Below are 23,649 nucleotides of genomic sequence, written 5' to 3'. Positions count from 1 at the left end.
CTTTTACCATAGACGGCAAAGCCCTCAACACCATCAGCGTAAAAGACGGCTTTGCCGCCAACGCCGGCAAGAACCTCATCAACGGCCTGGCCCGCGCCACCCTCACCAGCGCCGTGACCGGCACCGACCTGGAAACCAGCCTCCGCACCGAAGTCATCGCCAGCTTACTCAACGCCGCCAGCGCCCAGGGCGCCAACTGGATCGGGGACCAGGCGCAGACCGGTCAGATCAACGAATTCGGCCGCGCCTTTGCGCACGCGGTAGCGGGTTGCATGGCCGGTGCGGCGGGAGCGAGTGCGCCGGGCAGCAACACCGGCACTGGCAACGGCTGTGGTGCGGGCGCCTTGGGTGCGGTGGTGGGGGAATTAAGTGCCGGCCTCTATAACTCGGGGCGAGCCGAGGCAGGCTTACTGCCCAAGACCGACACCGTCGCCTTTGCCGCCATGATGGGCGGCATCGCGGCAGCCGTGGCCGGGCAGGATGCCCAGGGGATCGCCATCGCCAGCAGTACGGGGGCGAACGCGGCGGAGAATAACTATCTGACTCACGCTCAGGAAGCGCAACGCGACAAGGAATTGGAGGCCTGCAAGAAAAGCTTGGCTTGCGAAATCGGCGTAAAACTCAACTACGCTGGAATAAGTATTAAACAAGAGACGGGCTTGATTGTTGGTGTATTTGGCGGCATGGGCTACCAAACCTATGAGCAAGGTGTTGCCGTGGTAGAAATGGTAAAAAACCTGCCAGAGACCCTGACCGCGCTCAAAGCCATCGTCAACGACCCTGAGTTCCGCACCAAGGTGGGCAATCAGATCGCCGATGACTACCAGCAGCGCATCGACATGCAAACCCGAGCCTACAACGAGGGCGGCTGGGATGGCTCCATCACTGCGGGGGTTGAGGCGGGGCGGCTGGCCGTGGATATCGTGGGGGCGGCCACTGTGGCGATGGGAGTGAGCAAGGTAGTGGCCACAACGGCCAAGGCGGGGGCAGATGTGATCACCGGAGCCGTAGCGCAGAGCGCGCAGGCGGCTACCCAGATGATTCAGAACATGGCGCTAAAGGGTGTTCAAGTCGGTGCCATCCATGGTTTCAAGAGTGCTGATGAGGTCAACAGTCTGATGAACGCCTACAGCTATGCACCGGCATGGAAGTCTGGAACAGCGGTGGCAGAGGCCACATTGCAGCCGGGGACCAGGGTGCAGATGGTGGTGGATGAAATTGCATGGAACGCGATTCGTGATGGAAAAACAGAACGCTCTTTTGGCGGCTGGGCCACATTCGACAACGTCCCAAACCAAGCCTATGCCCGTAACCAGCTTGCCATTACCAATGAGTTTAAGCAGAACGTAGGCTACGTCATCGAAGTTGAAATCACCAAACCCATTCAGGCGCAGGTTGGCGTTGTGGGTAGTCAAGGTGGGACGGCAGGGGGTGGCGGGAATCAGTTGAATTTCATGATACCCCGTGATGATCGAAGCAGCGTCTTCAAATACGTTCAAGGTAGCGGGAGGGCTTTGCCATGACAGTAAAACAAATCGAGTTCTTTACGAAACATAACAACAGAGGTCAAGCGGTATTGCTTTCTGAGTTCAATAATTGGCGCGACCCAGTAACCGGTAGCGAAATATTCGGTCCTGTAACTGCTTATTCATGGAAGGTGAACGGTGCGGAAAAGAGAATTGATGATTTAAAGAGTAAATTGTTAATTCACCTTCTCTCCGACGCCAGCGGCTTCATCTGCTTCGAAAGCGATTCGAAACCCGACAACTGCATTCTCCTAGATGCCTACGGCAAAGAACGCATGCGCCTGACTGTGCCGTGGCAGATGACAGGCTCCACCAGCCCAGAATCAGGCCAACCTCCGACCAGCTTTGAAAACATCAGCGCCCCCTACGTCAACCCCGCCGATGGCAAGGAGGGCAAATTTGGCGTCACCGCCTGGGTGGAATATGCAGGCAAACACTACTTTGAACTGGACTACCACACCGGCCAGTTCTTGTGGTGCAAACGCATAATGGATTGAGGATTGTGAAATGAACCTCGATGCCGGGAACGATATTCACATCCTGAGCAGCCAGATCAAGCAGCACCAAAGGGGTCAAGTCTTCAGCACCAAAGGGGTCAAGTCTTGACATGCCGCCATCACCTCTTTGCCGTAATTGCCATGACCCACAAACGAAGTTGACGTCCCTTATTTCGTAGCTGTTACGTCAAGACTTGACCCCTTTGGCTCTTGGTGACCCCTTTGGCTCTTGGTTGTGACCCCTTTGGCTCTTGCAGTTGTCTTTGAGAGCCCGCGTAGGGCGCAATAACCAACGGGCATTGCGCCGCATGTATAAAAAATCACGATAATTTCCGCCCATGAACATCGCTGCCCAACGCTTCGTCTTCAACCTGTATCGCGGCCAGTTCATGCCCGTGGCTGAAATCGCCCGAAGGCATAGCAAAGGCCGTCTTGCAGGGCATAGCGGCAAGACCGATATTGCCCTGACCTCCACGGTCAGGAACAAGGCGGTCTATCTTGCCCTGGGCATCCGGGCCGACGGCCGCAAGGAAGTGCTGGGGCTATGGATCGAACAAACCGAAGGCGCCAAGTTCTGGCTCAAGGTCTTCAACGAGCTCAAGAATCGCGGCCTGGAGGACATCTTGCTTGCGGTCGTCGACGGCCTGCGCGGCTTTCCGGAGGCCATCGAAGCGGTGTACCCGCAGGCGCACATCCAGACCTGCATCGTGCACCTGATCCGCAATTCGCTGAATCTGGCGAGCTGGAAGGAACGCAAGGCGCTGGCGGCGGCGCTCAAGCCCATCTATCAGGCCGCTACGGCGCAAGCGGCGGCAACGGCGCTGGAGGCGTTTGCCCAAAGCGAGTGGGGACAGAAATTTCCGACGGTCGTAACCATGTGGCAACGCCAATGGGAGCAGGTGATCCCGTTCTTCGCCTACCCGCCCGCCGTACGCAAAATCGTTTACACGACCAATGCCATCGAAAGCATGCACATGCAGCTGCGCAAGATCGTCAAGAATCGCGGGCATTTCCCCAGCGACGAGGCAGCCAGCAAATTGCTCTACTTGGCCTTGTGCAATATCGAGAAGGATTGGAAGATGCCACCTATTACGTGGAAACAGGCAGTCAACCAGTTCGCCATCCTGTTCGGCGAACGGTTCACGAATGCACTAAACTGAGATTTCTTAACCCGACCTCAGCACACAGAATTTCTGACACGTCCAATCTGTCCCCTTTATGGTCCCCTTTATGCTGATGAGGCATTGCTGAAGTTGTTCTATCTGGCTCTGCAAAACATCAGCCAGAAGTGGACCATGCCGATCCGGGATTGGAAAGCTGCGCTAAACCGGTTTACTATCCAGTTCGATGACCGGTTGCCACAACGTTAAACGAAATCCCGTTTACACAAAATTCCGGACACCCCCGGACGAGGACTAGCAGCAAGCGGGTTTTGATGCTCATGGAGTGCTTTGTTGTCTGATTCATTGCGGTTATCCCTGCAAGCCTGTTGTCTTATTGATTTTGGTCCAGCTTGCCAGAGTATATGGCCGGGTTCAGCCTTTTTCCAGCGCGGCGGCGAAGAAGCCGCCGGTGCCGTGAAGTTGGGGTGAATCGCCCCGCCCAGGAAGCAAAACCCATTTCCTTTTTTCCCTGCGCGCAAGAGCGTATGATGTACAAAATACTGCACACATTGTGCGGCACAGGAGGCCATCATGGGTATTTCCGCAAGCGATGTTATCCCGCTCTCGCACGCCCGGGCGAACTTCTCCGAACTGGCTGAAGAGGTCAAAGGCGGCACCGAGAAGATCATCACCAAGAACGGTGAAAGCTATATCGCCTTGATCGACGCCAAGCGTCTGGATTACTACCACCAACTGGAACGCGAGCGCATTCACCTGCTGCTGATCGACGAGGCATCCAGGGGGCTCGACGACGTTGCTGCTGGCAAGGTGAAAGATGCCCGTAGCGTGATCCAGTCAATCAAGCGCCGCCGTAGCGCCTGAGTTATAGCGGGGCCTGCTTGTGGCGAAACAACCTGTCGTCAAATTCACTGAGAACTTCGAGCGTAACCTTGAAGATATCGAGCACTTCCTGACTGAAGCAGAAGCGCCGCAAGCCTTCGACAGCTTGCTGGATGAACTGCTCGAAACGGTGGTTCCCAACCTTGAGCGTTTCCCCGAAATGGGTACACCATTTTTGATCCGCCAGCCGCGTTCTGTCGAGACCACAAATGCATTGGCAACGCTCCGCGCAAAGTTGTCGGCACTGGCACAGGACGCAGACGCGTTACGCGAATACCTCTTCAAGGATTACCTGCAGCTCTACGCGCTGATTGGCGGAAAGATTTACCTCCTCGCCATCCGCCACCAGCGGCAACTTTCATTCGACTTTGAAGGCCATTGGGAGCGATAGACCAACGCCATAGCAAGTGTTCAAGAAGAAAGCCGCCTGCTATGCAAGGGCCTGGCGCATAGCAAGAAGCCCCGGAGGTTTCCCTCCGGGGCTTTTTGTATCTCTTAGGGAAGCGCTGGTTTATAAAGATCGAGATTGCTTCGCTGCGCTCGCAATGACCGGGCTGCGGGATAAATCAGCGCTTTCTTAGACCCTTTCCATCACCGCCGCAAAAAACCCATCCGTGCCGTGAACATGGGGCAGGAGTTGCAGGTATTTCCCGGTGTTCAGGGGGACGTGCTGGGAGGCAAGGATTTCACTGGCGTCCAGCAGTTTGAATTCGGGATGCTGCGCAAGAAAAGCTTCCACGACCTGCTGGTTTTCTTCAGGCAGGAAGCTGCAGGTTGCATACACCAGGCGTCCGCCGGTTTTCAGCAGGCGGGATGCTGCCAGCAGGATCGCGGCCTGCCTTTGGGTCAGCTCGGCGATGCCTTCTGGCGTCTGGCGCCATTTCATGTCCGGGTTGCGGCGCAGGGTGCCGAAGCCACTGCATGGGGCATCCACCAGCACGCGGTCGATTTTCCCGGCCAGGCGCTTGATCTTGAGGTCGTTTTCGTTGGCGATGAGCTGCGGGTGCAGGTTGGAGAGTCCTGAACGTTTCAGGCGCGGCTTGAGGTTGTTGAGGCGTTTTTCGGACACATCGAAGGCATAGACGCGGCCTGAATTCTGCATCAGCGCACCGATCAACAGGGTTTTGCCGCCTGCCCCGGCGCAGAAATCCACCACCATTTCGCGGCGCTGCGGCGCCAGGAGCAGGCCGATCAGCTGGCTGCCTTCATCCTGCACCTCGATCTTGCCCTTAATGAAGAGTGAATTCTTGTTGAGCGAGGGTTTGTCCTTGAGGCGCAGGCCGAGCGGGGAGTAGGGCGTGATTTCCGCCGCGATGCCGTCGCTGTTGACCAGGGTATGCAGCACCTCGTCGCGCTTGTCGAGCAGGGTGTTGACGCGTAGGTCCAGCGGCGCGGGCTGCTGCATGCCGCGCGCCAGCGCAAGGATGTCGGCTTCGGACATGAAGGTGGCGAGCTTTTCCATCAACCAGTCGGGGAAGTCGGCCTGCACGGCGAGCGGCAAATCGGCGCTTGATTTCGCCTTGAGCTGCTTCAGCCATTCCTCTTCGCTATCCAGCAGCAGCGGCGCCAGTTCACGCGCATTGATGCCTTGCAGCTTCATCAGGGTGGCCAGTGCGAGCTGGCGCGGGCTGGCCGTAACGCGAGCCTCGTGTAGCGGAACCTCGTCACTCTCTCCTTTATCCTCGGGTAATTCGGCAGGGGCTTTTGGGAGAGAGCCAGGAGAGAGGGGGCCGATCAGGTGTTCGAGAAAGCGTTTACGGCGCAGCGCAGCGTAGACATTTTCAGCCACGAAGGCGCGATCCTGACTGCCGAGTTCGCGGTGGATGCGGAAATAATTGTGCAGGTTGGCGTCGGCGGGTTCGTGCAGGCGCATGACGGATTGCAGGGCGTGGACGAGGTGGCCGAAGCGGGAAACTGGGATGGGCATGGTTATCGGATATCCAGGGCAGTGGCGGTTTGTTCTGTCACGCTGCCTTGTTTGTCGGTGAAACGGATTTTAAGCGGAAGGTAATGATACTCCGTCGCCAGCCAGATTTCCGTGTTTTCTTCCCCATCCTGGCGTACTTGTGCGATGTGCAGCGCCTTGATGGGTCCGAGGGGAGTTTCCAGGTTTTCCTCGCCCATGGAGCGGTAGCCGTAGCTGCCCAGTTTGCGCCCGGTGGTGATATGGAGCCGGGTGCTGCCTTCCCGTGGCGGGGCGAAGGCGAGTTGATAAAGAAAGCTGAGCAGGTCCTGCGTGCCATCCGGCAGGTTGGCAGTACGCGTGTTGCCGCTGGTGCCGAATGTAAGCTGTCTGTTTATCCAGTCAAATTTAGCCGTATCGGTCTTTTCTGCGCTCTGCCCGCGCTGCACCCAGTAGGAATCGGGCTGCATGCCGTGTGCCGTGATGACGCCCTGACTGATCTGGACATGGCGGCCGCTGTAGAAAAGCGACACGATGCCGCTGGCTTCTGCGATCTGGGTAATGGAGTAATGCGTTCCCTCGCGCTTCCAGGTATGAACGGCAAGGCCTACGGAAAAGCCGTCCTGCCCCTTGTTCAGGGTGTAGCGGATTTCGGCGTGTTCCGGCAGGTCGATAGGGGGGGCTCCGGCACTTTCGCTTTCCGGGGGGGGGGCGGGTATTTCCTGTATTACGGCCGGAGGTTGCTCCGGCGCTGGTGTTTCAGCCACGGCAGGTTCGGGCGGGGCGCCGGCCGCAACAGGTTCAGGCCGCCGTTGTGGTGCTGGTTTGGGACGCGGCTTGGGGGTCTTTGCTACTGGCGGGAGAGCGGGCAGGGGCCTGATGGTCGCTGTAATCACCGGGTCAGGCTGATATTCCGGCAGGGTGATGCCGGGGCCGAAAGTCGCGATCAGGTGAACCAGCAGCGACAGTGCCAGCGCCCAGAAAAAACGTTTGACTGTGGACGGCGTCACCGTTTGGCTGGATTGGGCTCGGAGTCTGGCGGAGGGGACAGACTTTCCAGTTGCTGTACCAGCTTGCCGCCATCTTTTTCGTTGAACACGATGCGCGCCGGAAAGTAATGCCGGGATTTTGCCAGCCACAAATCGATGCCGTCTTCATTCGGCGTGCGCTGTTTGGAAATATGCACGGTCTGGAGGCTGCCAACGAGCGTTGACATGGTTTCTTCGTCGAGCACCCGGTAGGTGTTGAGGCTGAGTTTGCGCCCGGTGCTCAGGCGAATGTCGATGTTCTCCTGTCGTGGCGGCTGAAACATGAATTGATAATGCTGGCTGATGCGATCCTGTATCCCCTCTTCAAGCGGGGCGGTTTCGACTTTCCCGTCATATTTGTGGCTGACAACACGTTTTTCCCAGTCAAAATCGGCCACGATCAGCTTGCCCGGATCGGACCCGCGATGGTGCTCGAAATGTTGCGGACGCAGGCCGTTCGGGGTGATTTCCCCCTCGCTGATGAGGCGGATGTTGCCGCGAGCGAAGAGCGCATAAATGCCAATCGCCGCCGTCGTGCTTTCAATGCGGTAGCGCTTGCCATCATGCTCAAAGTGCTCGGTGACTTTGCCTACTTGCTGGCCGTTTTTCAGCACGCGGTAGGTGGCGTCAATCTGTTGCGGCGGTGCTGCCTGGGCCGCGAAGCTGGCCAGTGCCAGCACAAGAATGATCAGGCGGCCCATGGCGACCTCAGCGCAGAAGCGGAAGCCTGCGCAACATCCGCTTTCACCCGGTTGTTTTCCAGCACCAGGCGGCCTTCGGCAAACCAGCGGATGGCTTCGGGGTAGATCAGGTGTTCCTGCTCCAGCACGCGGGCGGCGAGGCTGTCCGGCGTGTCGCCGGGCAATACCGGCACGGCGGCCTGGGAAATGATCGGCCCATGATCGACAGTTGGCGTGACGAAATGCACCGTGCAGCCGTGGATTCTGACGCCTTCCTGCAAGGCTTTCTCATGGGTGTCGAGGCCGGGAAAGGCGGGCAGCAGGGCGGGGTGGATGTTGATCAGGCGGCCCTGGTAGCGGTTGACGAAATCTGCCGTCAGGATGCGCATGAAACCGGCCAGCACCACCAGGTCCGGCTGGAAGCTGTCGATTTTCTCCGCCAGGGCGGCATCAAAGTGCGCCCGGCTTTCATGTTCGCGGTGGTCCACCGCGGCCGTTGCAATGCCGTGCCGTGCCGCGATTTCCAGGCCTTTGGCTTCAGGCTTGTTGCTGATGACTGCGGCGATTTCCACCGGCAGCCCGGCCTCCAGGATCGCCTGCATGTTGCTGCCGCGCCCGGAGATGAGGATGACGATGCGTTTCACTTCACTTCACTCAACGACCGTCTGCGCTTGCCCATCGGCGCGGGCTTCGATCTGGCCGATGCGCCATACCTGTTCGCCGCTGGCGCTGAGCGAGTTCATCGCGGCCTCGGCATCTCCGGCGGCCACGATCACGATCATGCCGATGCCGCAATTGAAGGTGCGGTGCATTTCCTTCTCGGCCACGTTGCCTTCCTGCTGCATCCACGAGAACAGCGGCGGCATGGGCCAGCTGGTTTTCCGGATCACGGCGGTGAGGTTTTCCGGCAGCACGCGCGGGATGTTTTCCAGTAGGCCGCCGCCGGTGATGTGGGCCATGCCCTTGACCGGCAATTCGCCCATCAGCTTGAGCAGGGGCTTGACGTAGATGCGCGTCGGCGCCAGCACCACGTCGCGCAGGGGGCGGCCATGGAAGTCGCTATTCAGGTCGATGCCGGTGCGCTCGATGATCTTGCGCACCAGGGAGTAGCCGTTGGAGTGCGCGCCGCTGGAAGCCAGGCCCAGCACCACGTCGCCCGCGACAATGGTCTTGCCGCTGATGATCTTGTCCTTTTCCACCGCGCCCACGGCGAAACCTGCCAGGTCATATTCGCCAGCCGGGTACATGCCGGGCATTTCCGCCGTCTCGCCGCCGATCAGCGCGCAGCCGGCCTGCTCGCAGCCGGCCGCAATGCCCTTGATGACATCGGTGGCGGTGGCCACATCGAGCTTGCCGCAGGCGAAGTAGTCGAGGAAGAACAGCGGCTCTGCGCCCTGTACCAGGATGTCGTTGACGCTCATGGCGACCAGGTCGATGCCGACGGTGTCGTGCTTGCCGGTCATGAAAGCGAGCTTCAGCTTGGTGCCGACGCCGTCGGTGCCGGACACCAGCACCGGGTTCTGGTATTTCTTGCCGATCTCGAACATGGCGCCGAAGCCGCCCAGGCCGCCCAGCACCTCCGGCCGCATGGTGCGTTTGGCGAAGGGCTTGATGTTTTCCACCAGCGCATCGCCAGCGTCGATGTCCACGCCGGCGTCGCGGTAGGAAAGGGAAGTCTTGGAGGGTTCGGACGGGTTCATTGTGTATTCCATGGCGGCAAAAAATTTGCGCTATTTTACCTCAAATGACCGCCATGCTGTTGCCGCGAGGTGATCAGGAATTCAGCTTGTATGCTATTCTTTTGCGCCATTATGACTGCAAAAATCCGCATTCTGCCCAGTGGGCGCGAGTTTCAGGCCGGTCCTCACGAGACCCTGCTGGAAGGGGCATTGCGGGCCGGGATCGCCATTCCCTATAGCTGCAACAGCGGCGCCTGCGGAGAATGCAAGGCGCGCCTGCTTTCGGGCCACCTGGCACCCGGCTGCTTGCCTGATTACCAGTTCAGCGCGGCGGAAAAGGCGGCCAACTATTTTCTGACTTGCCATGCCTGCACGCTGGAAGACCTGGAAATCGAAGTGCATGAAGCGGGTAGCGCGGAAGACATGCCGCTGCAGCAGATTGAAACGCGGGTTGCCAGGCTGGAGCACCCTCATCCGGACGTGATGGTGGTGCATCTGCGTACCCCGCGCAGCCAGTCTCTGCGCTTTCTGGCCGGGCAGCATGCCACGCTGGAAATTCCCGGCTTGCCGCCGCGCAACAAGTCCATCGCCAGTTGCCCCTGCAATGCGATGAATCTGCAGTTCCACATCCGGCGTGCACCCGGCGACCCTTTTGCGGAATACTGCTTTACAGCGCTGAAGCCCAATCAGGCGGTCATGCTCACCGGGCCGTCGGGCCGTTTCACCTTTGACGACGAGGCGAACGAGGAAGTCATTTTCCTTGCCTACGATACCGGTTTCGCGCCCATCAAGAGTCTGATCGAGCACGCCATATCGCTCGAATATCCTCACCCCATGCATCTGTACTGGGTGGCTTCCAGGGCGGGCGACCATTATCTGGAAAATCTCTGCCGCTCCTGGCTCGACGCGCTGGACAATTTTTCCTTCACTCCGCTACTGGATGAAGGTGAAGGGAGCAGCCCGTTTTCGGATACGGAGATTGGGCAACTTCTCGGAGCGCAGCGCATCGTCGCCGAGCATCCCGACCTGTCCCATTGCCGGGTCTACATGACCGGCCCGGAGCATGCCGTGCCCGAGACGCGCGCCTTGCTGCTTGAACATGGCCTGCCCGCGGCGCAATTGCATATTGATTCGTTCCATCGTTTCTAGCCATGAAACAGTTGTTGCTGGAAATCTCCCCCGTTTTTGCGCCCACGCTGGACAATTTTGTCATCGGGCGAAATGCCGAGCTGATGCAGGCATTGCGGCAACTGCTTTCGGGCAGCGCGCGCGAGCGCGCCATTTACCTGTGGGGCGAGGCGGGCAGCGGCAGATCGCATCTTCTGCACGGCCTGGTGGCGGCAGCGCGGGAAGCGGGCCTGCCCGCCATGCGGGTAACGGCGGGTGAGGCCATTCCCGTTCAGCCGGGTGCGGGGGCGCTGGTGGCCGTGGATGACGTGGAGCGGCTGGGCGCCGCAGAGCAGATCTCCCTGTTCAACCTCTACAACGACCTGCGCGAAGACGGCGGATTTTTCGTGGCCAGCGGCCCTTGCCCTCCCGCGCGGCTGAATGTGCGCCCCGACCTGGCGACCCGCCTCGGCTGGGGTCTGGTTTACCAGGTGCAGGGCCTGAATGATGTGGAAAAAGCCCAGGCCCTGCAGGAACACGCCCGGGCGCGCGGCTTCGCCCTGCCGCAGGAAGTGCTGGATTACCTGCTGCGCCACTGGCGGCGCGACCTGCCCTCGCTGATGGCGGTGCTCGATGCCCTGGATCGCATCACCCTGGAGCAGCAGCGCCCGGTGACGGTGCCCCTGCTGCGCCAGTTGCTGCAAATCGAGATGGAGCTGTAACTCATGACGCAGCCGCGTGAAGCGCCCGATGCCCTGCTCCTGCTGGCTCCCGGCTGTCCGCACTGCCCGGCGGTGCTGGAAGGCTTGTCCGGGTTGGTGAAGGAGGGCGAGATCGGGCGGCTGGAAGCCGTCAATATCGCGGTGCATCCTGAACAGGCGGCAGACCTTGGGGTGCGCAGCGTACCCTGGACGCGGATCGGCGAATTCGAGCTGGAAGGCGTGCAGACGCCGGGCGAGCTGCGCCGCTGGGCAGGGCTTTCGGGCACGCCGCGCGGCCTGCCGGAGTATTTCATGCATCTGCTCAAGAATGGCCGGCGCGACAAGGTGGAAGCCATGGCGCGCCAGGCGCCGCAGCGTCTGCTGGCGCTGGTGACGCTGCTGGCCGATGCGGAATCCAGCATGGCGGTGAGGCTGGGCATCGGCGCGGTGCTGGAGGAGTTTCAGGGCGATGCCATCGCCGGGGTGATGATTCCCGGCCTGGGCGAGCTGACCCGCCATGCGGGTGCGCTGACGCGAGCCGACGCCTGTCATTACCTGTCGCTCATCGGCGGCGAACGGATCGTGCCTTACCTCAAGGACTGCCTTGCCGACGAGAACGCCGAAGTGCGCGAGATTGCCGCCGAAACGCTGGCGGAAATGGGCGCGCAGTAGCTATTCGGCTACCACCAGCCCGGCTTTCTCCCTGCGCAGTTTTTCCAGCTCATCGAGACAGAAGTGGGTGAAGGCCAGCCCGATGTAGATCGGGGAGAGAAAATTGAGCAGCGGCACGTACTGGAGCAGCCCCAGCACGCCGCCAAGCAGATAGAGTTTCCCGCCTGAACGCTCCATCAGGGCGGCGAATTCCTCGCGGCTCGCATGCTCGGCCAGCGCGTCATAGCGAAACAGGCGCTGGTTGAGATAGGCATTGAGCAGCAGCGGGAACACCAGCGCCAGCGGGCCGCTCAGGAGCCACAGCGGCAAAGTCAGGAGCCACAGCAGCAGGTAAATGAGCAGGGCGGCAAAGCCGTTCCACGCCGAGCCCAGATTGCTGCCGCCGTGTTCCCGGCGCAATTCTGGAAAGCGGCGCTCTGCCACATGGCGCACCATCATCGGCATGGCGAAGACGGACACGATCAGCAGGGCGGTGACATAAGCGAGCGGAATCAGGATCAGCAGGATCAGGAAAGTCACTGCCGAGCCGGCCAGCCAGGTGATGCCCTCAACGTAGGGGCCGGCGGCGCTGGTGGCCAGCCAGTGGCCCAGTGCGCTGGCCCAGTCGCCCCAGAACCAGGCCGCCAGCCCGCCCCACAGCAAGAGGGAAAAACCCATCGGCAGCAGGAGCAGCGCCAGCATGCGCGGATGAAACAGGCTCAGAAAGGCTTCTTTAAGTGCGCTGATGAAATTCATATTCGGAAAGCATTCGGTATGGGTTTGATAGAATAGCCCGCATCCCCCTTTTCTGGAACGATCCTTTCCCCATGAGCCCCAATATCCATCCCGGGATCGAACGCATGCTGCGCGACATCCGCTGGGAAACCTCGGAAACACGCGCCTGGATTGGCAAATCCGAGCTGGATCCGCGCGTCCTGGAGGCGATGCAGCAGGTGCCGCGCCATGCCTTCGTGCCGTATGGCATGGAGGAGCTGGCCTACGACAACAGGCCGTTGTCGATCGGTCAGGGGCAGACCATTTCGCAGCCCTTTATCGTGGCGCTGATGAGCGACTTGCTGGCGACCCAGGCGCATCACGTGGTACTCGAAGTGGGCTGCGGTTCGGGCTACCAGAGCGCGGTGCTGTCGCGGCTGGTGAAGCAGGTCTATTCGCTGGAAATCGTGCCCGAGCTGGCCCGGGCGGCACAGGAGCGCCTGTTGCATCTGGGCTATGGCAATGTGACAGTGCGGCACGGCGACGGCTACCAGGGCTGGCCGGAACATGCGCCCTTCGACGGCATCATCGTCACCGCCGCCGCGCCTGAAATCCCGCCGCCGCTGATCGGGCAGCTCAAGCCCGGCGGCCGCATGGTGATCCCGGTGGGCCTGCCCTATATGCGCCAGGACCTGTTGCTGGTGGAAAAAAGCAGTTCAGGGGAGGTGTCGACCCGAAACATTCTGCCGGTGGCCTTCGTGCCGCTGACCGGCGATCATGGAGCAGCGGATGAGTAAGGCATTTACCAAGGAGAGCGAGGATGACGACGAAGATCTCGATGCCTCGCCCAAACTACCCCAGGGAAGCAAAAACTACATTACGCCGGGAGGCTATCGGCGCCTGATGGAAGAATTCGACCAGCTGTGGAAAGTGGAACGTCCTGAACTGGTGAAAGTCATCCACTGGGCCGCGTCCAACGGCGACCGCTCGGAAAACGGCGATTACATCTACGGCAAGAAGCGCCTGCGCGAGATCGACCGGCGCATCCGCTTCCTCTCCAAGCGGCTGGAACACTCGGAAGTGATCGACCCGGCACAGCGCGGGGAGTGCGACCAGGTATTCTTCGGCGCCACGGTGACGGTCTGCAACCCCTCAGGCGAGGAAAAAACCTACAGCATCGTCGGCCTGGACGAAGTAGATGTGGGGCGCGGCCGCATCAGCTGGGTTTCACCCCTGGCCATGGCGCTGCTCAAGGCGCGGGAAGGTGACGTGGTGACGCTGCGCACGCCGGGCGGGGTGGAGGAGCTGGACGTGGTGGAGATTCGCTACGTCGCGCTGGACTGAGTCTGGTCTACCCCCGCCGGGCACAAACTGACCTCGCAAGGAAAGTAACGCAGGCTATTCGAGCCTGCCACCGGGTCGAAATATTCGCCGTCGATCAGGCGGTTGGCGTCTCCCGCCCCGTCCGCGAATTGCCACCAGCCATACTGGGCGCACACCACTTCTGGCGCGAGATGCTTGTCCAGCCGGGCGCGGGCGCGCATTCGGGCCGTCGCCGTCGCCACCTCCACCCAGTCGCCATCACGGATGCCGCGGGCTGCCGCCGTGTCCGGGTGGATTTCCACCAGCGGCTCGGGCATCAGGCGCCGCAGCGAAGGCTGGTTGCGCTGCTGGCTGTGGCAGTACTGCGGCCATTTGGCGGTGGTCAGGGTGAGGGGGAATGCCGTGCCGCGCGGCACGGACGGGGCGGCGAAATCGGGCAGCGGTTCCAGCCCGGCCGCGCGCAGGCGCTCGCTGTGGAACTCGATCCGGCCGCTGGGCGTGGCAAAGCCGTTTTGCAGGTATTTCCGGTAGCGGGTTGCCAGTGGCAGCGCGACGCCGCGCCGTTCGGCGCGCAGTGCTTCGGCCGTGATGCCGCTTGGCGCCAGCACATGGTCCAGCGCCTTGCCGGGATCGCCGTCGAAGAACTGGTCGGCGAGGCCCAGGCGTTTGGCCAGCTCGAACACGATCCAGGTGTCGGAGCGGCTTTCTCCCTGCGGTGCAACGAAGGCCGGGCGCAGCTGGACGTGCGCCTCGGCCGCGGCGCTGACCTGGAAGCCCGCCTGCAACCCCTCGCGCTCCCAGGCGGTGCACACCGGCAGGAGCAGGTCGGCATGGCGCGCCGTGGGCGTCTCGAAAAGCTCGGCCAGGACAAAGTAATCGAGCTGCCGCAGCGCTTCCTCCGCCAGCCGGGTGCTCGGTTTGGAGAGCAGGAAGTTGCTGCCGAAGGAGATGAAGCAGGAAACCGGATAGGGTTGCCCTTCGACGACGGCGCGGAACAGGTCGCGGCTGGTGATCCAGCCCTTCTGCGGCGGGCCGTGGGGGCGCTGGTCTAGGCCCAGGGTCAGCGCCCGCTCCCCGGGCGCGACCATTTCAAAGCCCATGACATCGGCCAGCGGCGGCTTGCTGAACCAGACGTTGCCGCCCGGCGCATCGAGGCAGCCGGTCAGGGCATATAGTGACGCAATTGCGCGCCCGTTCCGGGTGGCGTTGCTGTGCTGGCAGGTGCCGGTCCAGGTGAAGAACGACAGGGGGAGGTGGCCGGAAATAAGGCGCGCCGCCTGCGTAACCTGATCCGCCGGAATGCCGGTCGCCTCGGCCACTTTCTCCGGCGTCCAGGCCCGGCAGCGCTCGGCGAGGTGCGCGAACACCGGCCGGCAGGTCACCGGGCCGCGCAGGGTCATGACGGTGTGGCATCCTTCCAGTGCCAGATGCCCGGCTTCATCCGTATTGGGCGGCAGGCGCGGACAGGCTACCGCTTTTCCCGCTGCGGCATCCCAAACGACAAAACAGGCCGGGTCGCCATCCGCGTCCAGCTCGGCGGCGCTCAGCGGCCGCCCGGTGTCATCCGCCACCAGGAAAGGGGCATCGCTCCAGCGCATGACGAAATCGCGGTCGAACTGTCCGCTTTCCAGCAATGCGTTGGCAAGCCCCAGGGCCAGCGCCCCGTCGCTGCCGGGACGGGGCCGCAGCCACAGGTCGGCGGAGCCCGCCAGCCCGGCGCGGCGCGGGTCCACCACGATCAGCCTGGCGCCGCGCTTCTGCGCTTCCCGCACCAATGTGGCCTGGGAGAGCCAGGAGGTGGCGGGGTTGAAGCCCCACAGCAGGATGCAGCCGGTATGGGCGTAGTCCGGCATGCCGATGCCCGCGCCGAAGGTGTAGGCCGGCGCGAAATCCTTGTGCCAGTTGCAGTTCTCGGTGGCAAAAACCAGGTTGGGGCTCTTGCAGGCATGGGCGAGGCGATGGATCCAGGCGAAGCTGTCGGCAACTGCCGTGCCGCTCGGCGTGGCCACGCCGAAAGCCAGTCCCGTGGCGCCATCCCGTGCCCAGGCGGCGCGCACTTTTTCAGTGATCAGGTCGAGCGCCTCATCCCATGAGATGCGCTCCCAGCCGGGATCTTGCGAACCCTTGGGGGTGGTGCGGCGCAGCGGGTGGAGGATGCGCTCCGGGTGATAGACCGCCTCCGGCGCCGCCCTGGCCTTGACGCACAGGGCGCGCCCGGTGGGGTGCAGCGGGTCGGGATCGACCCGGGTGAGGACACCGTCCTCGACCGTGCCCACGCAGCCGCAGCGGGAAATGCACAGGGCGCAGTAACCGGGCAGCCGTTCAGTGGTCATGGATTTTCAATCACAAGGGGATCGGTTCCGGCATGATCGGTTTCATAAAAATCCGCAATCCAGGCTCAGCGCCACTCCTGCAGGGAAAAACCGAAGCCGATGCTGTTCTGCTTATGGTTGTAGTCGATCAGGCTTTCGCCATAGCCGCTGAAAGCTTGCACATAGCCCTTGAGGGTGTGCGAAATCGGAAAACTCCAGCTTAATTGCAAAGCGCCATGATTGCCGCCGAGGTTATAGCGCCCCAGGGCCGAGTAGACATTTTCTCCGCTGCGGTAGTTCAGCAGCACGTCGCCGTTGCCCATGTAACGGGTGATGTCCGGGTTGTCGTCCTGGTTGCTACGCTCGGGCAGGCGAATCCAGGGGCGCACGAAGAGAGCAAGATTGTCCCGTTCCAGGCCGAATTGGGCATAGACCCTGTTCCAGCTACGCGAAAGCGGGAGCCCGCGCCCGTTCGACTGGTGCGCCAGGCCCAGGTTCAACATGCGCCATTTCATCCCCGGCAGGCCGGTATCCGTTCGCAGGGAATAAATCAGCTCGGGCTCGTAATTGGTTTCGCGGAAGGGGGACGAAACCTCCTGATTGTAGAGCATCCAGTGTGACTGTTGCGTATAGGCAAACCACAGATCGCCATTATCGCCGAGGCTATTTTCCCAAAGCTTGGTTTTGAAGCTGAGTTGATATTTCACGTCGGTAGTGCCCACCGGTACGGATGACGTTGCCGAGTGATCCGGCGTGGGCGAGGAGGGCGACTGATTGGGGTTGTTGCTGTAGTGAAACGGCAGAATAAAGACCGGCTTGTATTCACGAAAGCGGAAGGTTCCCTTTTTTGACTGCTGGTCCAGTTCCCAGCGTTTGCCAAGGAAAGAATTGGCCACGGCGATACGATCCGGGCGCTGCTCCGCAATGATCGGGTCCGGCTCAACCGAAGCCGGCAGCGGCGCTACAAGTTGTGTGGCAGCCTGGTCGTAGCAGGCAAGGCGTTCCGAATCCCGGATGATCGCGGCACATTTCCCGAAATCAGACCCGGCGGCCTGCAACGGCAACATGCCAGGAAGGAACAGCAGGGCGTAAATCCATTTCACCGCGAACTCCTCCCGCTTGCACACATGCCGTGCGGGACAACAGGATGGTTGCAAGGGAGGCGTTTCGAAGTGGTGTGTGTCTGGCATGGGATCAACGATAGGGTTCGATTTTTATTTGAGTGTACTATTTAAAGACGGTTTTATCGATTTTACCGTGAGTGCGTGCCGAGGGCGGCGCTCCTGCATGCCCATGCATTCAACCCAGATTATCCGTTAGAGATTTGACATGAAGGAAATCAACAGCTTGTAGGCCGGGCTTCAGCCCGAGATTTCGGGCTGAAGCCCGACCTACAATTTAATGGATTATTTGGGTTCAATGGATATCCGGGTGAATCGGCTATATATAGTTTTTGGCAATCAATGTTATTTCTATAATCAATTGGAGCTATTGTGCGTTGTTTCATAGAATGCAAGTTCGTAATTTTCTTAACAATTTGAGGAGATTTAGCCATGAACTCGAAAAAACTGACCACTGCTGGCGGCGCGCCCGTACCTGACAACCAGAATGTGATGACTGCCGGGCCGCGCGGTCCCATGCTGCTTCAGGATGTCTGGCTGCTGGAAAAGCTGGCACACTTCGATCGCGAGGTGATCCCCGAGCGCCGCATGCATGCCAAGGGCTCGGCGGCCTATGGTAGCTTCACGGTGACGCACGACATCACCCAGTACACCCGCGCCAGGATTTTTTCCCAAATCGGCAAGAAAACTGATCTTATCGCGCGTTTCTCCACCGTGGCCGGCGAACGCGGCGCGGCAGATGCCGAGCGTGACATTCGCGGCTTCGCGGTCAAGTTCTACACCGAAGAGGGCAACTGGGATCTGGTCGGCAATAACACGCCCGTCTTCTTCCTGCGCGATCCGCTCAAATTCCCGGATCTCAACCATGCAGTCAAGCGCGACCCGCGTACCAATATGCGCAGTGCGCAAAATAACTGGGATTTCTGGACTTTGCTGCCGGAAGCGCTGCACCAGGTGACCATCGTCATGAGCGACCGCGGCATCCCTGCCTCGTATCGCCACATGCACGGCTTCGGCAGCCATACCTTCAGCTTCATCAACGCCAGGAACGAGCGCTACTGGGTCAAGTTTCACTTCGTAACCCAGCAGGGCATCAAGAATCTGACCGACGAGGAAGCCGCTCAGATCATCGCCAACGACCGCGAGAGCAGTCAGCGCGACCTGTACGAGGCAATCGAGAACAAGGATTTCCCGCGCTGGACCATGCACGTCCAGATCATGCCGGAAAAGGACGCCGCCAAGGTGCCCTACAACCCCTTCGACCTCACCAAAATCTGGCCCAAGAAGGATTATCCGCTGATCGAGGTGGGCGTGCTGGAGCTGAACCGCAATCCGGATAACTACCACGCAGAGGTGGAGCAGGCCGCTTTCAACCCGGCCAATGTCGTGCCCGGGATCAGTTTCTCGCCGGACAAGATGTTGCAGGCGCGGCTGTTCTCCTACGGCGATGCGCAACGCTACCGCCTCGGGGTCAACCATGGCCAGATCCCGGTGAATGCGCCGCGCTGTCCGTTCCATAGCTACCACCGTGATGGCGCCATGCGGGTAGACGGCAACCAGGGCAGCACCATTGGCTACCAGCCGAATAGTTACGGCCAGTGGCAGGAGCAGCCCGATTTCTCGGAGCCTCCGCTGTCCATCGATGGCGCCGCGGATCACTGGAACCACCGCGAGGATGGTGACTATTATTCTCAGCCGGGTGCCCTGTTTCGTCTGATGACACCGGCGCAGCAACAGGTCTTGTTCGAAAATACCGCGCGTTCCGTCGGCGGCGCCCCGCGTGAGATCCAGCTGCGCCATATCGAAAACTGCACCAGGGCCGATCCGGCATATGGCGCCGGTATAGCCAAGGCGCTGGGTATCAGCAAGTAAGAGCTGCAATTCGAGGGCGAGTCCGGCGGCCATTCAATGACCGCCGGTTTCTGCTTGCCCTGATTGGGCTGGCGTTGCAGTGTTTTTCAGGCACACATCATGCTTGTACAAAATTGCATGAAGACAGCAGCGCAAACTCAACTTTTTGCACTTGATGGCGATAAATAACTATATGTAGTGCAACTCTAAAAGGAGGTGTGCCATGAAAGCCACGATGGATATGACGACGGGCTTGTGGGAGAAAGAGCTCACCCCCGATGTCCGGCTCGTTTCGGATGATTCCTCGCTACCCCGGGATGGGTACAAGATGTACCCGGTGCAGCATGCCGGACTCCATGAATATGTCAGCGCACAACCGCTTTATGACGGCATGCCGGTCGAGGTGGCAACACAGGATGTGGATCGCTTTATTTCCCGGATGGACGGCCTCGCTTCTTGAGCTGGGAAGCAGGGCAAGGAGGGCTTCAGGATCGACAGGCGCGCTTCAAATACACCCCCCACAACTGCCGCAGCGCCAGTCATGGGGGTTGATCGCCTGGTAAAACCAGCGCATATGTTCTTCATCGACGGGAATGTCATGGGCGGCAAAAAAATCGGCCAGCCATTCGGCATTTTCGAGGATCCAGTCATCTTCCGGCAGCCCTTCGGCCAGATCTTCGTCGTCGGGAAAAATATAGCTGTATATGCCGAAGCTGCCCATGTCATTTTCACGCGGGCCGGGGTCGAGCTCTATTGGCCGCCCAAGGTAGCGAATTTCCCATTGACCCAGGCACAGGTTGTTCCCGGTGATGGTCCAGCGAGCGGTGAATGGGTTGATCATGGCGCACATTATACCCATGTTGGCATGCCGGTTTGGAGCGCCTGGCCCCTGCCCGCCTGGATAAAATGTGCGGAATATTCCTGTGGCACACGAAAAACCGGCCTGACCCGCGAACACCTTTTTAACGCGAATTACCCAAACCCTTCGACCTGCGCGGGGATGTGGATGAGCAGGGCGGCATCGAGAGCGGCATCCGGCAGGGCGTCAAAACCGGTGGAACCAGGCGCTCAGGAAATCCGGGTTGCATGCGGCACAACTGCCCGCATCGTTGAATCGGTTAATCCGGGTTTTTTTCGTTTTTCTGCTCTGCATCGCTTTCGAGTTCCTGCGCGAGTTGCGCACGAAATTCGTTCAGCCTGGCATGAAAGCCTTCCGCCTCGCCATAATCCAGAAAAGCCGCATAGCGACGATGGGTGCTGAGTATTTTGCGCGCATGCTTGATCGGGCAAAAATACTGCTCGGTACAGGCTGTAATCTCGCGCGCGTAAGCCAGCACCCCGCTTGCATAAGAACAATATACACAGTGAAATTTTTCGAAAATATTGAGGTATTCAAGGTGCTGGTGGTCAAAGATGAGGTAATCGGCTCGCCGAACCTTGGGGATGCCGTAAACCGGAAAGCAGCTTAGCTGGTAGAACGAGACGCACAGATCGGTCAGTGCCAGCGGAACGGCCATGCCATAGATGATGGGGGCGGTGAGAAAATTCTGCGGTGGAATGGAAAAAAACCAGCTAAATACGCCGCGTTTCAGCTTGAGATGCGCATCCTTGATGGCGTGCTCGAACTCAATGCGCTTACCCTCGACCTGGTAGCGCAAACGCCCTTCCTGTTCCTTTAGCGATGTACGCAATTCATCTTCGAGGACGGTAATCTGGTTGAGAATGCGGCGAATTTTGTCGTTCATGGCGCATTCTAACAGCCGGTTGTTCGATAAGTAAGTAACTATTTGTTTGAAATGTGTTTTTTCCGCCGCCATCCGTATGCTCGCTTACATTAAGCGAAATAATGCGGGGATACAAGATTCGGTGCTGATATGTTCAATTGGCGGCTGAAAAGCGCCGCAAAACGGCGCCGCTACTTGCCGAAATCGGTGTTTTGGTTGATAATCTCCGCTCTCTATCAGCCGGGATGGCGGAACTGGTAGACGCACGGGACTCAAAATCCCGCGGTGGCAACATCGTGCCGGTTCGATTCCGGCTCCCGGCACCAGAACACAGCACCAAGAAGCAGCAAAAACCCAGACAGATCAACACTCTCTGGGTTTTTTATTGTCCAGCGCACACCACCGGCACCATTGCAAGTGCAGTTATTCTGCGGGTATGTTTGCATACGTTAAACGAAATCTGTTTGCACAAAACTCAGGAAACCCACCTTCATGAATATCGGCATCCTCATTATCGGCGATGAAATTCTCTCCGGAAAGCGCAAGGACGGGCATTTTTCACATGCTGTCGAAACGCTTGCCGGGCGGGGACTGGAGTTGGCCTGGTGTCGCATCGTTGGGGATGTGCCGGCGCGCATTGTGCAAAATCTGCGCGAGACCTATGCCTCGGCTGATCTGGTATTTTCCTTTGGTGGCATCGGGGCCACCCCAGACGATCATACGCGCCAGTGTGCTGCCGAGGCTGCCGGTGTTTCCATGCTACGTCACCCCGACGCGGTGGGCGAGATCGAAGCGCAATTCGGGCCCGAGGCCTATCCGCGCCGCATCCTCATGGCCGATCTGCCGGATGGCAGCGCGATCATTCCCAATCCGGTCAATCGGGTGCCGGGCTTTTCCTTGCGCCATCACCATTTTTTGCCGGGTTTTCCGCAGATGGCTTGGCCGATGATGGAATGGGTACTGGACACCCGCTATTCGGATTTGCGCGATCTGGCGCCCGAGAGCGAGGAAATCTTTACGGCCCTGGACGTGTCGGAAAGTTTTCTGCTGGATTTGATGAACGAATTCGTGGTGCGCTACCCCGATGTGTGCTTTTCCAGTTTGCCGCATCTTGGGGTGGACGGGGTGCGGCGCATCGAGTTCGGGTTGAAGGGCCGCCATGCCCAGGTGGCCGAAGCGCTGGCATTCCTGCAAAGTGGGGTCGGGCAGCAGGGCTACAAAATACAAGCCGGGCGCGTTACAGAATAATCCCGCCGCCCAGACAAACCTCGCTTTCATAGATCACCACCGACTGCCCCGGCGTCACTGCCCATTGAGGTGCGGCGAATTGCACCTCGCATCTGTCGGCGTCCACATGCGTGATGCTGCAGGGCGCATCGCTCTGGCGGTAGCGCGTCTTGGCGGCGTACACCCATTGCGGGTGGGGCTGGGCGCCGCTGATCCAGTTGAGTTCCGCCGCGACGAGCTTGTCCTTGAGCAGCAGGGGGTGCGCATGGCCCTGCACCACGATCAGGATGTTGCTGGCCATGTCTTTTGCGGCCACGAACCAGGGTTCGCCCTGGCCGCCGATGCCCAGTCCCTGGCGCTGGCCGAGGGTGTAATAGGCCAGGCCCTGGTGCTCTCCCACCACCTTGCCTTCCGGCGTCTGCATTGGCCCCGGCTGCCGGGGCAGGTAGCGCTGCAGAAAATCCCGGAACGGCCGTTCGCCGATGAAACAGATGCCGGTGCTGTCTTTTTTCGCATAAGTGGGTAAGCCGGCTGCCTCGGCGATTTTTCGAATATCGCGCTTGTACAGGCCGCCAAGCGGGAAGAGTGTTTTCGAGAGTTGGGCCTGGCTGAGGCGATAGAGGAAATAGCTCTGGTCCTTGGTGCCGTCTTCGGCCTTCAGCAACTCGAATGAACCGAAACGTTCGCGCACCCGTGCGTAGTGGCCGGTGGCGATTTTGTCCGCGCCTAAAGTCAGGGCATGGTCGAGGAAGGCCTTGAACTTGATTTCCGAATTGCACAGCACGTCCGGGTTGGGCGTCCGGCCCGCCTGATATTCCTTGAGAAACAGGCTGAAGACCCGTTCCTTGTACTCCTTGGCAAAATTGACGGCTTCCACCTCGATGCCGATCTTGTCAGCCACCGCCAGCACGTCCATGAAATCCTGCTTGGCCGGGCAATAGCCGTCTTCACCGTCGTCGTCTTCCCAGTTTTTCATGAACAGGCCGATCACTTCGTGCCCCTGCTGCTTCAGGAGCAGTGCGGCAACGGAAGAATCCACTCCGCCCGACATGCCGACGACTACCTTACTCATCCGGATCTGCTCCCTTCATCCATTCCGCCAGCGTGAAAATGGCCGCTGGGTGCCCGTTATCAAAGAACCACGAATCTACCACGAATTCCTCATCACTTTCCTTTTCCGCGATGCGCGCTGACCAGTGCTCATTGAAGATCAACGGCGCGCGTTTGACCGGTTCCAGCACCCGGTGGAAGCGCAGCCAGCTGCGCTCCTCCATCAGTTGCAGATATTCGCTGGTGTTGCGGGCGTGATCAATACAGTCCATGCGGCCATCGACGCCTTCATCGGGACTGTTGCGTCCGCGGTCGCGGAAGGTGGGGGTTTGTTCGCCGGCGAAAACCTGAAACAGGCCGATTGCCTGGGAAATGGCCTGGCGTTCTTCCTCTGCATTCCCGGCCCAGGAGAAAAGTATGTGAATGCGCGACAGTTGAGCGCCGCGCAATTGAACCTCGGCACTTCTGGTGCAGCCATAGTTGTAGCAAATGGACACTTCATCGGCATATGCACTGGGCGCCATGCTGTACAGCATCAGCATGGTGAGAAAT

The 23,649-nt window shown here is 59.9% G+C and carries 25 protein-coding genes, 1 tRNA gene and 2 pseudogenes; 15 read left to right on the top strand and 13 right to left on the bottom strand.

What is annotated here, in order from left to right:
• The 4 genes and pseudogenes from WC392_13915 to WC392_13900 all read left to right on the top strand — a co-directional run.
• On the top strand, positions 1 to 1,523 hold a 1,523-nt coding region (locus WC392_13915), incomplete at its 5' end, for a DUF637 domain-containing protein (protein ID MFA5243460.1).
• Positions 1,520 to 2,023 carry a hypothetical protein gene (locus tag WC392_13910; protein MFA5243459.1) on the top strand — a complete coding sequence of 168 codons (504 nt, stop codon included), beginning with the start codon at positions 1,520 to 1,522 and terminating at the stop codon, positions 2,021 to 2,023. The genes WC392_13915 and WC392_13910, both read left to right, overlap by 4 nt.
• 476 nt (positions 2,024 to 2,499) lie before the next feature.
• Positions 2,500 to 3,183: pseudogene (locus WC392_13905) on the top strand (IS256 family transposase).
• A gap of 72 nt (positions 3,184 to 3,255) precedes the next feature.
• Positions 3,256 to 3,393 (top strand): annotated as a pseudogene (locus tag WC392_13900) (IS256 family transposase).
• Here the strand turns inward: WC392_13900 and WC392_13895 are convergent.
• A complete protein-coding gene (locus tag WC392_13895; protein MFA5243458.1) occupies positions 3,390 to 3,719 on the bottom strand; it encodes a hypothetical protein in 330 nt (109 codons plus the stop codon). The pseudogene WC392_13900 and the gene WC392_13895 sit on opposite strands and share 4 nt — an antisense overlap.
• On the opposite strand from WC392_13895, the gene WC392_13890 reads away from it, so the two are divergent.
• A complete protein-coding gene (locus tag WC392_13890; protein MFA5243457.1) occupies positions 3,718 to 4,008 on the top strand; it encodes a type II toxin-antitoxin system Phd/YefM family antitoxin in 291 nt (96 codons plus the stop codon). The genes WC392_13895 and WC392_13890 overlap by 2 nt on opposite strands.
• 19 nt (positions 4,009 to 4,027) lie before the next feature.
• The gene (locus tag WC392_13885) at positions 4,028 to 4,417 is read left to right on the top strand and encodes a type II toxin-antitoxin system RelE/ParE family toxin (protein MFA5243456.1); all 390 of its coding nucleotides are present in this window, start codon (positions 4,028 to 4,030) and stop codon (positions 4,415 to 4,417) included.
• 186 nt (positions 4,418 to 4,603) lie between these two features.
• Here WC392_13885 and WC392_13880 read toward each other — a convergent pair whose 3' ends face one another.
• The 5 genes from WC392_13880 to purM are packed head-to-tail and all read right to left on the bottom strand — an operon-like array spanning position 4,604 to position 9,337.
• Positions 4,604 to 5,953: an RsmB/NOP family class I SAM-dependent RNA methyltransferase gene (locus WC392_13880; GenBank protein ID MFA5243455.1), complete on the bottom strand. Its 1,350-nt coding sequence runs from the start codon at positions 5,951 to 5,953 to the stop codon at positions 4,604 to 4,606.
• Positions 5,954 to 5,955: 2 nt separating this feature from the next.
• Entirely contained in the window at positions 5,956 to 6,939 is a 984-nt protein-coding gene (locus WC392_13875; protein MFA5243454.1) for a DUF3108 domain-containing protein, read from the bottom strand.
• On the bottom strand, positions 6,936 to 7,658 hold the full coding sequence (locus WC392_13870) for a DUF3108 domain-containing protein (GenBank protein MFA5243453.1): 723 nt from the start codon (positions 7,656 to 7,658) through the stop codon (positions 6,936 to 6,938). Before WC392_13870 ends, WC392_13875 begins: the two co-directional genes overlap by 4 nt.
• Positions 7,646 to 8,281, bottom strand: a complete 636-nt coding sequence (gene purN, locus WC392_13865; protein MFA5243452.1) for a phosphoribosylglycinamide formyltransferase — start codon at positions 8,279 to 8,281, stop codon at positions 7,646 to 7,648. Before purN ends, WC392_13870 begins: the two co-directional genes overlap by 13 nt.
• Positions 8,282 to 8,287: 6 nt before the next feature.
• Positions 8,288 to 9,337 (bottom strand): phosphoribosylformylglycinamidine cyclo-ligase, encoded by a 1,050-nt coding sequence (gene purM / locus WC392_13860; GenBank protein MFA5243451.1) that lies wholly within the window; start codon positions 9,335 to 9,337, stop codon positions 8,288 to 8,290.
• 111 nt (positions 9,338 to 9,448) lie between these two features.
• Between purM and WC392_13855 the strand changes: the two genes are divergently transcribed.
• The 3 genes from WC392_13855 to WC392_13845 are packed head-to-tail and all read left to right on the top strand — an operon-like array spanning position 9,449 to position 11,796.
• Positions 9,449 to 10,465 (top strand): 2Fe-2S iron-sulfur cluster-binding protein, encoded by a 1,017-nt coding sequence (locus tag WC392_13855; GenBank protein MFA5243450.1) that lies wholly within the window; start codon positions 9,449 to 9,451, stop codon positions 10,463 to 10,465.
• Between the two features lie 2 nt (positions 10,466 to 10,467).
• Entirely contained in the window at positions 10,468 to 11,145 is a 678-nt protein-coding gene (gene hda / locus WC392_13850; GenBank protein ID MFA5243449.1) for a DnaA regulatory inactivator Hda, read from the top strand.
• 3 nt (positions 11,146 to 11,148) lie between these two features.
• Positions 11,149 to 11,796 carry a HEAT repeat domain-containing protein gene (locus WC392_13845; protein ID MFA5243448.1) on the top strand — a complete coding sequence of 216 codons (648 nt, stop codon included), beginning with the start codon at positions 11,149 to 11,151 and terminating at the stop codon, positions 11,794 to 11,796.
• On the opposite strand, the gene WC392_13840 is transcribed toward WC392_13845, so the two are convergent.
• Complete coding sequence (locus WC392_13840; GenBank protein MFA5243447.1) at positions 11,797 to 12,531, bottom strand: EI24 domain-containing protein; 735 nt, start codon at positions 12,529 to 12,531, stop codon at positions 11,797 to 11,799.
• Positions 12,532 to 12,602: 71 nt separating this feature from the next.
• Here WC392_13840 and WC392_13835 point away from each other — a divergent pair, with 71 nt between their 5' ends.
• Positions 12,603 to 13,286: a protein-L-isoaspartate(D-aspartate) O-methyltransferase gene (locus WC392_13835; GenBank protein ID MFA5243446.1), complete on the top strand. Its 684-nt coding sequence runs from the start codon at positions 12,603 to 12,605 to the stop codon at positions 13,284 to 13,286.
• Positions 13,279 to 13,833: a transcription elongation factor GreB gene (gene greB / locus WC392_13830; protein ID MFA5243445.1), complete on the top strand. Its 555-nt coding sequence runs from the start codon at positions 13,279 to 13,281 to the stop codon at positions 13,831 to 13,833. The genes WC392_13835 and greB overlap by 8 nt, the downstream gene beginning before the upstream one ends.
• Here the strand turns inward: greB and WC392_13825 are convergent.
• Positions 13,815 to 16,145 (bottom strand): molybdopterin-dependent oxidoreductase, encoded by a 2,331-nt coding sequence (locus WC392_13825; GenBank protein ID MFA5243444.1) that lies wholly within the window; start codon positions 16,143 to 16,145, stop codon positions 13,815 to 13,817. The two genes, greB and WC392_13825, sit on opposite strands and share 19 nt — an antisense overlap.
• Positions 16,146 to 16,210: 65 nt before the next feature.
• Positions 16,211 to 17,227, bottom strand: a complete 1,017-nt coding sequence (locus WC392_13820) for a phospholipase A (protein MFA5243443.1) — start codon at positions 17,225 to 17,227, stop codon at positions 16,211 to 16,213.
• A 450-nt stretch (positions 17,228 to 17,677) separates the two neighbouring features.
• On the opposite strand from WC392_13820, the gene WC392_13815 reads away from it, so the two are divergent.
• A complete protein-coding gene (locus WC392_13815) occupies positions 17,678 to 19,117 on the top strand; it encodes a catalase (protein ID MFA5243442.1) in 1,440 nt (479 codons plus the stop codon).
• 202 nt (positions 19,118 to 19,319) lie between these two features.
• Positions 19,320 to 19,556, top strand: coding sequence for a hypothetical protein (locus WC392_13810; GenBank protein MFA5243441.1), 237 nt, complete (start codon positions 19,320 to 19,322; stop codon positions 19,554 to 19,556).
• A 45-nt stretch (positions 19,557 to 19,601) separates the two neighbouring features.
• Here WC392_13810 and WC392_13805 read toward each other — a convergent pair whose 3' ends face one another.
• Together WC392_13805 and WC392_13800 are read right to left on the bottom strand one after the other, a co-directional pair.
• The gene (locus tag WC392_13805; protein MFA5243440.1) at positions 19,602 to 19,955 is read right to left on the bottom strand and encodes a hypothetical protein; all 354 of its coding nucleotides are present in this window, start codon (positions 19,953 to 19,955) and stop codon (positions 19,602 to 19,604) included.
• 259 nt (positions 19,956 to 20,214) lie between these two features.
• Positions 20,215 to 20,841: a hypothetical protein gene (locus tag WC392_13800; GenBank protein MFA5243439.1), complete on the bottom strand. Its 627-nt coding sequence runs from the start codon at positions 20,839 to 20,841 to the stop codon at positions 20,215 to 20,217.
• A gap of 218 nt (positions 20,842 to 21,059) precedes the next feature.
• On the opposite strand from WC392_13800, the gene WC392_13795 reads away from it, so the two are divergent.
• Both WC392_13795 and WC392_13790 read left to right on the top strand, forming a co-directional pair.
• Positions 21,060 to 21,146: transfer RNA gene (locus WC392_13795), tRNA-Leu, on the top strand.
• A gap of 166 nt (positions 21,147 to 21,312) precedes the next feature.
• The gene (locus tag WC392_13790) at positions 21,313 to 22,068 is read left to right on the top strand and encodes a molybdopterin-binding protein (GenBank protein ID MFA5243438.1); all 756 of its coding nucleotides are present in this window, start codon (positions 21,313 to 21,315) and stop codon (positions 22,066 to 22,068) included.
• Here the strand turns inward: WC392_13790 and mnmA are convergent.
• Together mnmA and WC392_13780 are read right to left on the bottom strand one after the other, a co-directional pair.
• Entirely contained in the window at positions 22,058 to 23,125 is a 1,068-nt protein-coding gene (gene mnmA, locus WC392_13785; GenBank protein ID MFA5243437.1) for a tRNA 2-thiouridine(34) synthase MnmA, read from the bottom strand. The genes WC392_13790 and mnmA overlap by 11 nt on opposite strands.
• Entirely contained in the window at positions 23,112 to 23,639 is a 528-nt protein-coding gene (locus tag WC392_13780; protein ID MFA5243436.1) for a hypothetical protein, read from the bottom strand. Before WC392_13780 ends, mnmA begins: the two co-directional genes overlap by 14 nt.
• Between the last annotated feature and the right edge of the window lie 10 nt (positions 23,640 to 23,649).

Origin of the sequence: Sulfuricella sp., from assembly GCA_041651995.1 — a bacterium.
In the GTDB taxonomy this organism is placed as follows: Bacteria; Pseudomonadota; Gammaproteobacteria; order Burkholderiales; family Sulfuricellaceae; genus Sulfurimicrobium.
This window is presented reverse-complemented; position numbering and strand designations above follow the sequence as displayed.

Excerpts from the sequence above, each read along its gene's own strand:
- WC392_13910 (MFA5243459.1), top strand. The coding sequence starts at position 1,520 with ATGACAGTAAAACAAATCGAGTTCTTTACGAAACATAACAACAGAGGT.
- WC392_13890 (MFA5243457.1), top strand. The coding sequence starts at position 3,718 with ATGGGTATTTCCGCAAGCGATGTTATCCCGCTCTCGCACGCCCGGGCG.
- WC392_13895 (MFA5243458.1), bottom strand. The coding sequence starts at position 3,719 with ATGATGGCCTCCTGTGCCGCACAATGTGTGCAGTATTTTGTACATCAT.
- WC392_13880 (MFA5243455.1), bottom strand. The coding sequence starts at position 5,953 with ATGCCCATCCCAGTTTCCCGCTTCGGCCACCTCGTCCACGCCCTGCAA.
- WC392_13870 (MFA5243453.1), bottom strand. The coding sequence starts at position 7,658 with ATGGGCCGCCTGATCATTCTTGTGCTGGCACTGGCCAGCTTCGCGGCC.
- purM (MFA5243451.1), bottom strand. The coding sequence starts at position 9,337 with ATGAACCCGTCCGAACCCTCCAAGACTTCCCTTTCCTACCGCGACGCC.
- WC392_13855 (MFA5243450.1), top strand. The coding sequence starts at position 9,449 with ATGACTGCAAAAATCCGCATTCTGCCCAGTGGGCGCGAGTTTCAGGCC.
- hda (MFA5243449.1), top strand. The coding sequence starts at position 10,468 with ATGAAACAGTTGTTGCTGGAAATCTCCCCCGTTTTTGCGCCCACGCTG.
- WC392_13845 (MFA5243448.1), top strand. The coding sequence starts at position 11,149 with ATGACGCAGCCGCGTGAAGCGCCCGATGCCCTGCTCCTGCTGGCTCCC.
- WC392_13840 (MFA5243447.1), bottom strand. The coding sequence starts at position 12,531 with ATGAATTTCATCAGCGCACTTAAAGAAGCCTTTCTGAGCCTGTTTCAT.
- WC392_13835 (MFA5243446.1), top strand. The coding sequence starts at position 12,603 with ATGAGCCCCAATATCCATCCCGGGATCGAACGCATGCTGCGCGACATC.
- greB (MFA5243445.1), top strand. The coding sequence starts at position 13,279 with ATGAGTAAGGCATTTACCAAGGAGAGCGAGGATGACGACGAAGATCTC.
- WC392_13825 (MFA5243444.1), bottom strand. The coding sequence starts at position 16,145 with ATGACCACTGAACGGCTGCCCGGTTACTGCGCCCTGTGCATTTCCCGC.
- WC392_13815 (MFA5243442.1), top strand. The coding sequence starts at position 17,678 with ATGAACTCGAAAAAACTGACCACTGCTGGCGGCGCGCCCGTACCTGAC.
- WC392_13810 (MFA5243441.1), top strand. The coding sequence starts at position 19,320 with ATGAAAGCCACGATGGATATGACGACGGGCTTGTGGGAGAAAGAGCTC.
- WC392_13805 (MFA5243440.1), bottom strand. The coding sequence starts at position 19,955 with ATGGGTATAATGTGCGCCATGATCAACCCATTCACCGCTCGCTGGACC.
- WC392_13800 (MFA5243439.1), bottom strand. The coding sequence starts at position 20,841 with ATGAACGACAAAATTCGCCGCATTCTCAACCAGATTACCGTCCTCGAA.
- WC392_13790 (MFA5243438.1), top strand. The coding sequence starts at position 21,313 with ATGAATATCGGCATCCTCATTATCGGCGATGAAATTCTCTCCGGAAAG.
- WC392_13780 (MFA5243436.1), bottom strand. The coding sequence starts at position 23,639 with ATGCTGATGCTGTACAGCATGGCGCCCAGTGCATATGCCGATGAAGTG.